At 66.4% G+C, this 12,875-nt stretch carries 12 protein-coding genes and 1 pseudogene; 5 read left to right on the top strand and 8 right to left on the bottom strand.

Features of this window, described 5'->3' with window-relative positions:
* Positions 1–32: 32 nt before the first annotated feature.
* The 3 genes from OC439_RS13700 to OC439_RS13690 form a co-directional block, all read right to left on the bottom strand.
* Positions 33–3,311 (bottom strand): CHAT domain-containing protein, encoded by a 3,279-nt coding sequence (locus OC439_RS13700; protein WP_262013723.1) that lies wholly within the window; start codon positions 3,309–3,311, stop codon positions 33–35.
* Positions 3,312–3,836: a hypothetical protein gene (locus OC439_RS13695; RefSeq protein WP_262013722.1), complete on the bottom strand. Its 525-nt coding sequence runs from the start codon at positions 3,834–3,836 to the stop codon at positions 3,312–3,314. It abuts the gene before it with no gap.
* A 240-nt stretch (positions 3,837–4,076) separates the two neighbouring features.
* Positions 4,077–4,223 (bottom strand): hypothetical protein, encoded by a 147-nt coding sequence (locus OC439_RS13690; protein ID WP_262013721.1) that lies wholly within the window; start codon positions 4,221–4,223, stop codon positions 4,077–4,079.
* 54 nt (positions 4,224–4,277) lie between these two features.
* Between OC439_RS13690 and OC439_RS13685 the strand changes: the two genes are divergently transcribed.
* Positions 4,278–4,649 carry an ArsR/SmtB family transcription factor gene (locus tag OC439_RS13685; RefSeq protein ID WP_262013720.1) on the top strand — a complete coding sequence of 124 codons (372 nt, stop codon included), beginning with the start codon at positions 4,278–4,280 and terminating at the stop codon, positions 4,647–4,649.
* Positions 4,650–4,909: 260 nt separating this feature from the next.
* Here OC439_RS13685 and OC439_RS13680 read toward each other — a convergent pair whose 3' ends face one another.
* Together OC439_RS13680 and OC439_RS13675 are read right to left on the bottom strand one after the other, a co-directional pair.
* On the bottom strand, positions 4,910–5,254 hold the full coding sequence (locus OC439_RS13680; protein WP_262013719.1) for a hypothetical protein: 345 nt from the start codon (positions 5,252–5,254) through the stop codon (positions 4,910–4,912).
* Positions 5,255–5,559: 305 nt separating this feature from the next.
* Positions 5,560–6,234, bottom strand: a complete 675-nt coding sequence (locus OC439_RS13675; RefSeq protein ID WP_262013718.1) for an HNH endonuclease family protein — start codon at positions 6,232–6,234, stop codon at positions 5,560–5,562.
* Positions 6,235–6,507: 273 nt separating this feature from the next.
* On the opposite strand from OC439_RS13675, the gene OC439_RS13670 reads away from it, so the two are divergent.
* From OC439_RS13670 to OC439_RS13660, 3 genes and pseudogenes are all read left to right on the top strand, one after another.
* Complete coding sequence (locus OC439_RS13670; protein WP_262013717.1) at positions 6,508–7,470, top strand: endonuclease/exonuclease/phosphatase family protein; 963 nt, start codon at positions 6,508–6,510, stop codon at positions 7,468–7,470.
* Between the two features lie 291 nt (positions 7,471–7,761).
* Positions 7,762–8,478 (top strand): annotated as a pseudogene (locus tag OC439_RS30355) (helix-turn-helix domain-containing protein); the annotation flags it as partial.
* Between the two features lie 632 nt (positions 8,479–9,110).
* A complete protein-coding gene (locus OC439_RS13660) occupies positions 9,111–9,776 on the top strand; it encodes a 2'-5' RNA ligase family protein (RefSeq protein WP_013477343.1) in 666 nt (221 codons plus the stop codon).
* 79 nt (positions 9,777–9,855) lie between these two features.
* Here OC439_RS13660 and OC439_RS13655 read toward each other — a convergent pair whose 3' ends face one another.
* Both OC439_RS13655 and OC439_RS13650 read right to left on the bottom strand, forming a co-directional pair.
* Positions 9,856–10,797: a phosphotransferase gene (locus OC439_RS13655; RefSeq protein ID WP_236619324.1), complete on the bottom strand. Its 942-nt coding sequence runs from the start codon at positions 10,795–10,797 to the stop codon at positions 9,856–9,858.
* 8 nt (positions 10,798–10,805) lie between these two features.
* On the bottom strand, positions 10,806–11,402 hold the full coding sequence (locus OC439_RS13650; RefSeq protein ID WP_262013716.1) for an HD domain-containing protein: 597 nt from the start codon (positions 11,400–11,402) through the stop codon (positions 10,806–10,808).
* A gap of 36 nt (positions 11,403–11,438) precedes the next feature.
* On the opposite strand from OC439_RS13650, the gene OC439_RS13645 reads away from it, so the two are divergent.
* Positions 11,439–11,885, top strand: a complete 447-nt coding sequence (locus OC439_RS13645) for a hypothetical protein (RefSeq protein WP_262013715.1) — start codon at positions 11,439–11,441, stop codon at positions 11,883–11,885.
* Here OC439_RS13645 and OC439_RS13640 read toward each other — a convergent pair.
* On the bottom strand, positions 11,875–12,486 hold the full coding sequence (locus tag OC439_RS13640) for a hypothetical protein (protein ID WP_013477347.1): 612 nt from the start codon (positions 12,484–12,486) through the stop codon (positions 11,875–11,877). The genes OC439_RS13645 and OC439_RS13640 overlap by 11 nt on opposite strands.
* Positions 12,487–12,875: the final 389 nt, after the last annotated feature.

The following is a 12,875-nucleotide window of genomic DNA, read 5'->3' as shown; positions in this document are numbered from 1 at the left end:
TGGCGGCACCCGGATGCGGCCGGGATCTTGTGCTACAGCCCGATGAGTTTGAAGGCCGCCCAATGGTACGGGTGAGACCATGATGGGGCAGCGGCCGAGGTGTCTCGCTGCGCCATCGTCAGCGCTGTCCATTTGGGCATCGATCTTCCCTGCCAGTAGTCGTAGAAGCACTCACTGGTAAAAGATGAGGACAGTAGGTCGACGTTCCACATGGGAGCCAGGATGCTGGGGATGCCTGCCGCGAGAGCGCCGCGGCTCACCCCCCACTGCTCATCTGCGGAGGCAACTATCGACCGACCGAGCGAGCAGGCCTGCAGCGTGAGGTGTTTGACCCCCGAAGTGATGTTGGCCATTTGCCACGCGGTTGCTAGGGGTCGTTGACCATTTGGCGCGGCGAGAAAGCCTTCCCCGGTCCCTAGGAGTAATCCAGAGCGCATGACCTGGCTGCCGGCGTTGAAGTAGCCGTGCGCGATCACATGTTGCAGGCTTGCGGTGTGGTGCTGGCGCGTGAATGCAGCCTCGGTGGCGTCAGGACCGATGGCCTCCTGCGTCGGCAGCCCCGCTCCAATCAGTGAACGCACCACTCGTTCATGGCAGCGGGCAAACAGGTCGGCGTTGTCGCGCAGCCCGGGTGCAGTGAACACGGCCGCGTTGACGATGTCGGCCTCCGAGATTGCGGACGCCTCGTGCAGTGCCGAAAGCATGTTGAGACTGGGAACGTGGGTGATGCCGGGAAGAACATCGAGCTCGCTCAGGTGCGTGGCGAGCAACGCGTGGATGGGGATGTTGTGCCAGTACGAGTGTGGCGACAACACGACCAGATCCATGTCGCGCAGCACCTCGGCGAGGGGCCGGACCAGCTGCTGAAGGTGATCCAGCTCTGCCAGGTAACGGTCGTGCCGCCGCCAGGGGTCTTTCGGGTCGATCGGCGGGTACAACCCAGTGCCCGACAGATGGGTTTGCAGACACGCGGCAAGGCACTGCAGGCGCTCGCGGGAAAACTCGATTGAGGTCCCAATGACCTCGGGTTCGCGTCGGCCGCGGATCACGGAGACGTACGTCTGTTCACGATCGGCATATAGGCTGACGAATGCAGTCTTGATTGGGAGGCGGGTGAGCGCCTCCGGATTGAAGGACTTTCCTTGATCGTTGCCGCCGGATTGCGGCGACAGCCCCTCTTGATGCTGAAGAAGACGAATCGATGCGTAGAGCTCTCTGGTATCGAGCGTGTTGCCCGTATACGCTCGACGGAGGCCCTTTTCCAGCTCCTTCAATACCGTAGGTGTGTGACCTGAGGCGAATCTCCTCATGCCGAAGTCACGTTGGAACCACCGGCTCTTCGCCGCTTCCCGCTCCACAAGAGCGGCCACGAGCGTGCGGCTGCCACCAGGACCGACTGCATGGAGGTGCAGCGCTGCGTTGAGACGGTCCAGCATGGGGATACCGAGCCAGCCTTCTTCTCCCTGTCCCGGTCCGGGCGAACGGACTTGCTGCGAGGCTACCGCCTGTTGAATCGAGTATGCGTAACCGCTCATTACCACAGCAGCCTCGCTCTCGCCCTGGGCGATCAGCTCCTCAGCCGCAAGGGTAAGCCCGACCGCGAGCCAGGGCGCCTCGATGGCAGCGTCATGGGGGCCATCGGCCGCCGCGATGACGAACCGTTTGAGGGCGGACCCGTACTGCGCCGACCAGCTCCGGTTCGCCCGATGCAACTTCAATAGCGCTAAGGTCTCGAAGATCATTGCGGCCGAGCGAAGCCGCACGTCTTGCCGAACGTAGGATCGAGCGAGAAGGTCGCGAATGTCTGCAAGGGCCTGCACATGCTCGCCGCGAAGGTCGTCGATTCGCGTCCGATAAATGGCGATGATCAGTGCGGCGATGGGCAGATCCTCGGCCCCCTCCTGTTCGTACAAGCGGTCGGCCTCGGCGAGCGCCGCTTCAGCTGCCGCTAGGTCAGCTTGCAGAATTGGCGGTACCTTCGTCCGGCCTGCCGCTTCCAAGCCCATGTGCCTCCAAAGGAGGCACTTGGCCAGATGCCAATGGAGGCCGGCTCGTATGCGGGGACCAAGGCCAGCGGTTGACCCGGCGATCCTGAGGGCGCGTTCGAGGTGATCTTGTGCCTCTCGGAAACGGCCAAGCGTCGTCGCCGACATTCCGGCCGAGGCCAGCAGCTCCACTGCGAGGGCGTCGTGGCCCCACGATCTGGCGAACTCCGATGCCGACGCCGCGATGCCCTCGGCATAGTCAGCCGCACCGCGACGAAGCAGCAGGTTGGCCAGGGTCAAGCCGTATTCCACGGCCCGCTTGGGATCGCGAGGAAGAAAGGCGTCGGACACCGTCGTCGCCAACGGCTCTCCGGCAGCGAACTTCGTGAGGCGCAGGTGGTTCAAGTAGTACCCGTACGCGGCCTCCCAGTCACCTTCGGCAGCGCATTGCTCGACGGCGGGAAGATACGACCGCGCGTGAAGATCCCTCAGCGCCGCAAGATCCGTTGTCATCTCAGAGTGGACAGGCTGTCCCGCGGGAAAGCTGGCCATCAAGGGCGGCTCGGCGCTATTTGGAAGGGTCACCGCCGCCAGCGCGACGCCGTCCCCGTCTCCCGCCGTGAAGTACCTCGTCCCGTCCTTCTCGACGACGAACGACTCTTGCTTGACTAACGCCTCGGCCAACCGGCGCGGGTCAACGTCGGCTGGAACGTCAACGGCCCTGATGTCGAGGAGCAGTGGCTCGCCGACGTGCGCACGATTTATGATGAGCCATGTAGTGATCCGCTCCCAGTCGCGGTGGACGGCAGCGATGTGTGCCATCAGGAGGTAGAAGTAGAACTCCTCGGCGTCGGGGCTGCTGTCGAGGTCTCCGTCCTGTCCGATCTCGTAGATGGCAGATGTAGCTCCCGCGAACCGACCTCGCCACGCGATGACCTGCACCCGGCCATCAAGGACACCGAAACGGAAATGCCCCAGCCGCTCGACCCGGCTGGCCGCCGACTCCAGAGCGTCCGACGCCAAACGAAACACATCAACCGGGTCCGGTGTCCAGTAGGGCCGCAGGCGAAGGTCATACCTGGAGCCTTCACGGTCGCCGCAGTAGAGGAAAACCTGCGCTCTCTGCGCGAACCGCTGCGGCCGGATCGTAAGGTTCGCGGCCTCGCGCGCGATTGTCTCTTGGCGTCGTTCGCTGGGCGCCTCGGCGGCAATGATCGCGACGAGGAGGGTTGCAGCTTGCGGCGAATCGGCCAGAGATGGTGAGCAGTCCAGGACGAAGCAGCGTCGGTCATCCGTCCCGCCCCCGTACGGCCCATGAAGCTGCATTCAGGATCCGAGGTCGCGGCTGCGGACGTAGCCCAGTAGTGCGCGTACGAGCGATTCGACGCTCTTTATTCCCTGCACCTCGAAGCTGAACTCTTTGCTCTTTGCGAAGGTGTCGCTCTTCTCCTTCTTCACGATCTTCGGACGGATGATCGCTAAGGCCGCCGCGGTCGCCAATATTACGAGCGAGATATCGCCGGCATCAACCGGAAGCGTGGAACGGCTGCGCACGTTCGCGACCGCTCGGACGACGTGTGTTCGAACCTCGGGCGATGTGGCGACGGCGGCCAGAAGCACCTCGTGCGGTGTCGTCGACGGATCGGAGTCGACGTCGATGCCCAAGCCGCCGCTCAGCTCGGTCAGCAGCGCAACGTCAGCTTGAAAGCGTTCCTCGATGGCCTCCACGTCGACTACCGGGTCTGCGTCGGAGTCGTCTAGGCCTTCGATCAAGTGTTGAAAGACGTATACGAGCTCGTCACCGGAAAGATCTTCAACTGCACCAGCCAGCTCGGCGGCGTTCGTCTCCATCGGCCCTCCATCAGGCGACTGCGGCAGACATTGTAAGCGCGTGCATCGTCGCGCTCAGTCGCATCCTTGTCACGATCGTTTTACCGCTAGCGAAGCCTGTGAATGACGTTATACCGTCGGCGCCCGCGGCTGCGGCCGGCGAGCCAGTCTCGTCGAAGACGGCCACGGCGTCGCCCGGGCGCCCCTGCTCAGCTACGGCACGACGGCAACCTCCGGCCGAATCTGATGCCGCGGCAGCCTTCAGGGCTCGGACTCCGGTTCGGAGTCATCACGGCCCGGCCGCACCAGGCGGACTTTCCCGGCGCCGCTCGACAAAGCGTAAGCCGGCGACCGCACGGACGCGACCGGGCCGCTTTCGACCAGCTCGACGGTCTCATCGCCGGCCATGACCTCAAGTCTGGTACTGGGTTCCGCCACTCTGTTGATGCTGTTGGTGCAAAGATGCATGTCGTGGGAACCACGAAGGCCGCTGCTCCTGCTGTCTCGCCGCTTGCCGGCGAGCCGATCAAGCGTGCCGATGCCGAACGGCTCGCGGGAGTGTTGAAGGCCGTTGCCGACCCGGCTCGGCTGCGACTGCTCAGTTTGATTCAGGCCGCTCCTGAGGGCGAGGCGTCCGTCAGTGACCTCACCGCGCCGCTCGGCCTCTCCCAGCCGACAGTCAGTCATCACCTTCGGATCCTCACTGAGGCTGGGCTGCTCGAGCGGGAGAAGCGTGGGGTCTGGGCCTATTACCGCCTGGTGCCGTCCGCGATCGCGGCGATCGCCGAGCTGTTGACGCCGCCCCGCAAGCGAGCGACCAGGAAGACGCGCTAAGCGGCATGGGTTACGGCGGGGCGCCTGTCTGCAGGCGATAGCGATCGCTCTGGTCATGGCCGATTTGGCCGCGGCGGGCGGGGGTACCGGCCGCGGGAAAACCCGGTAGCCCTCGCTTCGACATACTCGCCGCTCGGCTCATGCGGCCGGTTTGCCGACTACTTGGCCTGCAAGCGTGCTGCAGGCGCGCACCGCAACGTCACAGGAGTTGCGGCGGCATCCCCACCGCCGACCCGCGCTGGTCGGATATGGAACGCGTATTACCGTCCGTAACGCCACTGGGCTTCATCAACGAAGTCCGCATGCCGGGCTTGCTCCCATTCGCGCATGCTCGGGTACCGGTCTCGGCAGTACCGCCGCTGCAGGTGATCGACGAACTGGGTCCGCTCGTCGTCGTTCGCCAGCCGCAGTCCGCGGTCGTCGTTGCCCGCTTGCAACACGACACCACCGTCGGGCTCAACAGTCAGGGTGATCTCGTCGTGACGCGGATCAGGCACACGAGCCGCCAGGTACGCGAAGTAGATGTAGCGGTAGTCGAACTCGTCGTGGCGGCCGTGCACCCAGTCAAGCCACTGATCCACCTGCGCCAAGGTCCACGGTTCCATACGCCCCTCCCCTAGATCCCCGCCGGGTCACGCCCTCTCGTCCCCATAGATCCGACGCTATCGACCGGCAGCCACTCAGCCGTCCGGATGGCGTCGTCATATGGTTCGGTCCACCGCCGTTGTCGTCGCAGCTGGCAGCGGCGGCGTGAGAAGCGGCAAGCCCGGGGGTTGAGCTTGCCGCCCGTTGACCGCGTTACTGGCATCCGGTCATCTGCTTCCTTGCTTCGGAAGCCCGCACTTGCTTTCAGTCGTAGCCCGCCCGGCGACGACGTGTGGGGCTGTGAGCGCGCGGACTCCTTGGGGCTTCAGGAGCTGCAGGTGTTCAGCATGCTCTGCAGGGCGGACTTTTCCGACGACTGCAGGCTCAGCCCCCAGTTGTACTTCACGGTGATCCACATCTTGCTGTAGGTGCACCGGTACGACGACAAGGGCGGCTGCCAGGTGGAGGGATCCTGGTCACCCTTGGCCTGGTTGACGTTATCGGTGACGGCGATCAACTGCGGGCGGCTGAGGTCGTTGGCGAAGCTCTGCCGCCGGCTAGTCGTCCAGCCGCTGGCGCCCGAGCGCCACGCCTCGGCGAGGGGCACGACATGATCGATGTCGACGTCGGAGGCCGCCGTCCAGGTCGCGCCGTCGTACGGGCTATACCAGCGGCCCGAGGTCGCCGCGCAGTTGCTGTCGGTGACCACGGACGTGCCGTCGCGCTTGAGGACCGTCTCGCGGGTGTTGCAGGCGCCGCTGATGGTGATCCAGTGCGGGAACAGATCCCGGGAGTACCCACTGGTCGACCCCTCGCTCTTGACCGTCAGAGCGTTGAGCTGCGACTGGGCGCTCGCCTTGGACGGAATACCGGGAGGTGTCGCCGAAGCCACCGCGGCGTCGACGGCGACCAGGCCGGCGCTGGCGACCATCACGGCCGCCGCGCCGGTCAGGGCACGCCGCGCCACCGCAGATGTAGTGAGTCGTCGGGTGAGTCGCATGAGGGCCTCCTCGGGCATCCGTCGTGGACAGCGACCATCTCGCCTCATCATGTCGATCGATGGTCACCATTGTGAAGAGTGGGGAAGGCTCCCGCGAACACTGATCACAGCCGTTGCCTGTCCGCACCACCGGCCCCGGGCGAACTCGCCGGTCCGCTGCCTCGCCGCCGATCGCGCCTGTCGAGATGGCGACGAACCGCCGATCAGCGACAATCCGACGTCCTAGAGTGCGACTCTCAGGCTGGCACTACACCTGCAATTCCGGGAGCGACGGTGGCCAACAACCTGATCGTCATGACATGGAACGTCGAGAACCTGTTCCCACCCGAGGACACCGACACGGCGGCGGCCGACACCTACACCGCGAAGCTCACCTACCTCGCCGGCCTGATCGTCGGCACCGGCGCCGACGTCGTCGCCCTCCAAGAGATCGGCAGCCTCCGGGCCGCGCAGGACCTGCAAGCTGCCCTCGGTGAGCCCTGGCAGGCCGTCGTGTCCTCCCACCCGGACAGCCGCGGCATCCGCGTCGCCGTCCTCGCCCGGCATCCCCTCACCGAGGAAGCGCAGATCCTCGCGCTGCCGCCCTCCGGATTGCCCGCGGTCCCCGACGTCGACGGCGACACCCTGACCCACATGGGCCGCGGAGCGCTTCAGGTACACGTCGACTGCGGCGGCGTAGGGCTGCGCCTGCTGACCGCGCACCTGAAAAGCAAACTGCTCACCTACCCGGGCGGGCGACGCTACCCCCTCAACGAGGACGAGCGCGCTCGTGGCGCCGGCTACGCCCTCCTGCGGCGCACCGCCGAAGCCGTCGCCCTGCGCGTACACCTCAACAAGGCCCTCGCCGCAGCCGCCGTGAACGGTCAACCGGGCATGCCGACCATCCTCTGCGGCGACCTCAACGACGGCCCGGACGCCATCACCACCGTCCTGCTCGAAGGCCCAGCCGACGGAGACGTCAACCGCCCCGACAAAGGCGACGCTGTCCGGCTGTACAACCTCGGACGACGCCTCCCCCCAGCCCGCGCATACTCCCGCATCTACCAAGGCAACGGCGAGCTCATCGACCACATCCTGGCAACCCGCGACCTCCAACTCCAGCTGATCACCATCGACTCCCTCGTCGACGACATCACCTCCATCGGCGCCTCCACCCGCAGCCGAAAGCAGACCGTCGTACCAGACCACGCACCGGTTATCGCGCGATTCAACGGACAACGCAACCAGCCGGTGTGACCGGCATTCGGCGTTCACGGGATGGCCGACGTGAACCGCTGCCGGTCATGGACAGCCCTCGAGACTTGTCGGTGGACCCCCGACAGCAACTCTGACACAACTTTGACAGGGTCATCGGACCATAGCCGCCCCCGCTCTCGATAATGGACACATGGCACTGTTGCTGGTTCCGTAGCGGCCATCGGTCGCACCGCTACTCGGCGCTGCTCAGTCGGTCGGCGGGTCACAAGCGCGGCTAACGTCGGTACGGACCGTGACAGCGGTGTATGCAGGTATTGGGGGTTGGATGTGTTGGCTAACGCCGACGAGAGCAGGAACGCCTGCCACGCGCTCGGCCGTCGGCTCGCCCAGTTAAGGAAGGCTGCCGGTCACACTCAGCATGAGCTGGCTCGGCTCGTACAGTACGGGCGCAGTTCGGTGGCGAACACCGAGACCGGCCACCAGCACCCGGACCGCGCCTTCTGGGCGCGCTGTGACAGCGTGCTGCAGGCCGGTGGCGTCCTCGTCAATGAGTACGACCGGATCACGGAGCTGGACCGACGCCGACGCCGCTCATCGGCGCTCCAGGAGCTCAAGACCGCGCCGGGGCCCGCGGCGCCGATGGACGCTGGGCACTCCTTACCTGGAGTGGATAGCGGTGCTGTGCTGTGGGAAGGTGCGGGCAGCATCGATGCCCGTCGGCTGGCGCTGAGGTCTTCCATTGATGACAACGTCCGCCTGACGTATTTGGAGAACGAGCTTCGGGAGGCGATCGCTGACAACGAGCGCCTCACCCCTGGGATTCTCGTAGGGCGTCTGCGACCGCTGCGCGCCTATGTCGACCAGCTCATGGCTGGCCGGCAGCACCCGCCACAACGGGCCCGTCTCTACGCCGTCGCCGCTCACCTGTCTGGGCTTCTTGGCGCGCTCGCCCTTGACCTCGGCGCGTTCGGTGTGGCGCACGCCTACGCCGCCGAAGCGTTCGACTTGGCCGAAGCTGCCGAGCAGCCCGACGTTCAAGCCTGGGCGCGTGCCACGCAGAGCCTGGTTGCCTTCTACGCCGGTAATTACCATGACGCGCTGGCTTACGCCCAGGATGGCCTGCGTCGTGGCAGCGCCAGCGGGCACCGTATCCGCCTCACGATCAACGGTCTGGCGCGAGCCCTCGCTCATCTCGGCGACCGGTACGGGGTAGACCGTGCTGTCGACGATGCCTTCACCATGCTGTCCAACTACCCGGCTGACTCGCCGGTCAGCGCGAGCCTCACCCTCGGCCCGTACTGTCCGGCAAGAACTGCGGCCAACGCGGCGACTGCTTACCTGGCGCTCGGCCGTACCGCAGGCGTCACCGACCATCTGACCGTCGCTATCACCGCGTTCGACGCCGCAGGCATGGCCGGTCCGCAGGCACTGAGTCGCCTCGATCTGGCCACCGCTCACCTGCACGCCGGCCGTCCCGACCCTGACCAGGCCGCCACGCTGGCGGTGGAAGCGCTGACCCTTACCTCGGAGCAGCGTTTCGAATCGGTCCATCAACGCGCCCGGCAGTTCCTCGTCGCCGCTCGTCCCTTCGCTCGCCATCCGCGGCTAAGGCAGGTCGCCGACCTGCTGGCCGACCGCCCACGGGCCGGTGTCATCCGAGCCGCCTTACCATCGCTGTCATGAGCAGCCGGGAACTGGCCAACCTGCAACAGCGCTGGACCGCCTACCAGGATCTACCCGAACTCACCGTTCACTGGTACTGGCGCCCAGGCTGGCGAGCCGACCGCCAGTTCTACACCTGGCACCTCACCTTCGAGCACCAACCTGAGCTTCATCGTCTCGTCACCGGCCTGCAACGCCAACTCACTCTGCCCGGGCTGGACTTGGTGCCGCTCGATGGGCTCCACCTGACCATGCAAGGTCTCGGCTTCACCGACGAGGTCACCACTAACGACATCGAGGCGATCGTCGCGGAGACCCAGCAACGCTGCGCCGGCCTGCAGCCGCTGGAGCTGTCACTTGGCCCTGTCGACCCCGATGCCGAAGGGATTGGCTTGCTCGTCCGCCCCTGGGACCGCGTCGAACACCTGCGCGCCACCATCCGTGATGCCATCAGCGCGGTATGGCCGGCAGTTCCGGAGGCTGCAGAAGGCTTTCGGCCCCACGTAACTGTCGCTTACAGCGGTTCGCAAGCGCCGACCGGACCAATCTGCGCCCGCCTCGCCGAACTACGTGACCAGCCACCCGCCCGGGTGACTATTCGACAGGCAACGCTGATCGCGCTGCGACGAGAAGACCAGACCTACAACTGGACAACTGTGGCCGTGGCACCCCTCGGCGGATGATGATCATGCTGGGTCTGCGGGGCGTGAGCGCCGAACGGATCGAGCGGGGCGCACGCCCAACCGCTCGACCCGTTGCCTATTAGCCAGCACTGGTGAGGTGACTGCCGGCGGCGGCAGGCGGTGCTGCCCCGAGCAGTTGCGCGGCTGCGTGGAGTTGGCGGTGTATGACCTGGGCGTGGTGGCTGTCGGTATGAGGTTGGTGGTGGCCTGCGGCGGCCGTGGTCAGGAACCACCAGGCTGCCCAGAGGCGGTGCCACCCCAGGGCCCACTGTGCGGCCGGTAGGCCGCCGCGGTCCGAGTAGGCGTCGGGACTGCCGCCGGTCGCGACGTAGACGCGGATTAGGTGATTGAGCTGGGCCGGGTCTGGGTTGGTGCGGGTGCCGAACCAGGTGGCGAGGTCGAGCAGTCCGGGCCCGGTGAACGCTTTCGCCCAGTCGACTAGGTGGCAGCCGTTGCGGCTGACGTGCAGCGAGGTGGGGTGGAACTCGCCGTGGCACAGCCCGAAGGGCTCTTGTTCGGCGCCGTCGGCGCGCCTGCCCGCCACGGCGGCCAGCCGCCGCAGCAGGTCCTCGATCGTGCCCGTGTTGAGGAAGCGGCCCTGGCGGTGTAGCGCGTCGAGTGCAGCGAGCGCCTGCTCAGGAAGGCGCGCCAGGGTTTGCTGGCCGAACGCGGGCAGCGTGGGCATCGGGGCGATGGCGTGGACCGCGCGGGCGGCGGCTGATGCCTCGGCCGTGGTGGGTGGGCGGATGGGGTCGCCGAGGTCGTCCATCAGCATGCCCAGCGCCTGCGGACGTAGCGTGTAGCCGTGCAGGTGAGGCACGGCGGCACCGTGCTCGTTGAGGGCTCGCAGCACGGCGGCTTCGCCGGTGAACGGTGATGTGGCGATCTTGCAGATCATGCTGCTGCCGTCGCTCAGGTACAGCCGGTGCACCGTCGACAGCTCCCACTCCTGGATGACCTGCGCGCCGACCTTTTCTCGGCCGGCGGCGGTGAGCAGGTCACGGTGAAGCTGGTCGGCCAACGCGGCACCTATAGCGAGCATGGTCTGCTCCCCGTCTGGACGCCGGTGGCGGCTCGCTCGAGCAGCGTCAGGGCGGTGTCGAGGCGGGCCGACATCCGGAGCGGCACTCGATGGTGGGCTGCCTGCTGAAAGGCCCGGAAGTACGGCAGTAGCGCGAGCAACGCCGGGCGCGTGCGGAGGAAGCGGGTGACATCACCACTGGCGTGTGCCCGTCGTAGCAGCGACGTCAGCGCGACTATCTTGTCGGCGGTCGAGGCGAGCAGCACCGGTAGGTCGTCCACGCGGATGGGCGGTTCCGGCATGTCGAGATCCTGGTGCTCGGCCTGCAGAGCGGCAATGATCCGCGGTACCTGCGGGCCGTAGGCGGTGGCGAGGATCTGGTAGATGTCCGGCGTACGGGGCGCGAAGTCGGGGATGTCGTGCAGCAGCGCTGCGGCTATCAGATCAGGGTCCGGGTTTGGTACATGCTCGCCGATGGTTACCGCGACCCGGACGGCGTGGGTCAGTGCGGGGCGGTCGTCGATGGTGTGTCCGGCGCACCATCGTTGGGCGTCGCGTAGGGCGCGGTCGATGGTGGCGGCCCGGGGAGGGGATAAGACGGTCATGGCCTGATACCTCCTGGTTGCCGTAGCATCGGCGTCATGTCGGGGCCGCTACAGCAGTGGTGTGAGCAGACGTGCGTGGTGTGTCCCGCTCAACAGCTCGGGCCGGGCCAGTTCGACGTGGTCGACCGGCCCGGACCCGAGTTTGCCTACGACACGGACATTGGATGGCGAGTCACCGTCGAGGGTGTCGCGGTGTGTGTACACCCGTATCGGGTCGGGCTTCCGCCGGGCCGCTACGCCTCGCGCGGGGAGCCTGTCCCCGTCCGGGCGTCACGACCGGCGCCGACGCCTGCTTCCCTGGTACTGCCTGCCGACCTGGTGGATCTGGAAGGCTGGCTCGTCGCCGTCCTGCGCGACGCTCCGTCGGAGCAGATCTTCGGTGCCGTCGCCCGCGCCGAGCGCCTCGCCGGCGAAAGGTTCGACCCGAAGCAGGTGGTGGCAGCCATGCGGCGAGTGCTGTCGGTGGAGCTGGCTAACCGGTGACCCCGACGGGCGCGGTCGCGGGGCCGGGCTTCTCGAAGTCGAAGTCGTGGCTGCGTCCGTCGCGTCCCAGGCCTGCGGCCTGGTAGTGAGCGTTGAGTTGGTCCAGCCGGCGGGTCACCTCGGCGGAGTCCAGCCAGTACCGCAGTGGCTGCGGCCCCCAGCCTGCGGCGGCGTAGTACGCGTCGGTCAGGCAGCCGCGGACGTAGGTGAACTCTTCCAACTCCGTAGCGTGCGGGAACGTGACCCCGAGGTCGCGCTGCATCCGGGACATGAGGGTGAACTGGGCCAGCACGGCGTGGATCATCTCGTCGACCGGCGCCGGCACCAGCAGCTCAGCGACTTCCTCGTCGCCGCCGGAGAGCTCGAACACTGCGGCCTTGAGCGCCAAGACCCGCATCGCCTCGGTCAGCAGCGGGCCCGCGTCACGGTCCAGGGACCACTGGCTGATCGCCGGGTACCCGGTGAATGTCGCCCAGCAGCTGGAGTACTTCATCGACGAGCTGCGTAGCCGCTCGGACGACGGGTGCTGCGTGATCAGGTCGAGGATCTCGGCGGCTCGGCGACCGACCTCAGCGGGTTCGGGCATGGATTGTGGGGTCATGGCACGTCCTTCCTTAGAGAGCCTTGGGCATAGGCAGGCGTAACCAGCGACGCCGGGACGCCTGTCACCGCTGTCCTCGCGCCAATGGCGCTCACGGTGATGCCCCCATTAATGCAGCGTGCGTGGATGTCGATAACCCACTGCGTCGACCTCTGACAAAGATTCGACATTGCCCGGCCTAGACCACTGTGCGGACGGATGCGGCCTTACGACGCGTCTTCGAGAGGCGCCGGTCGGCGCTGCTCGCTGTTGTAGTCGGTATTCGAATAGGCGCTTGTCGGTGGGTTGTCAGACGTGGATGAGGAGGCTTACCGACATTGAGCTCCTTCGCCTTTAGTCACTCTCGTCGCCGGGAACCTCAGCCGCGTCCCGGCCAGGATGCGTCGCGG

This window comes from Micromonospora sp. Mcm103 (genome assembly GCF_024519755.1).
In the GTDB taxonomy this organism is placed as follows: Bacteria; Actinomycetota; Actinomycetes; order Mycobacteriales; family Micromonosporaceae; genus Micromonospora; species Micromonospora aurantiaca.
The sequence above is the reverse complement of the archived record's forward strand: the minus strand, read 5'-3'. Positions and strand labels throughout refer to the sequence as shown.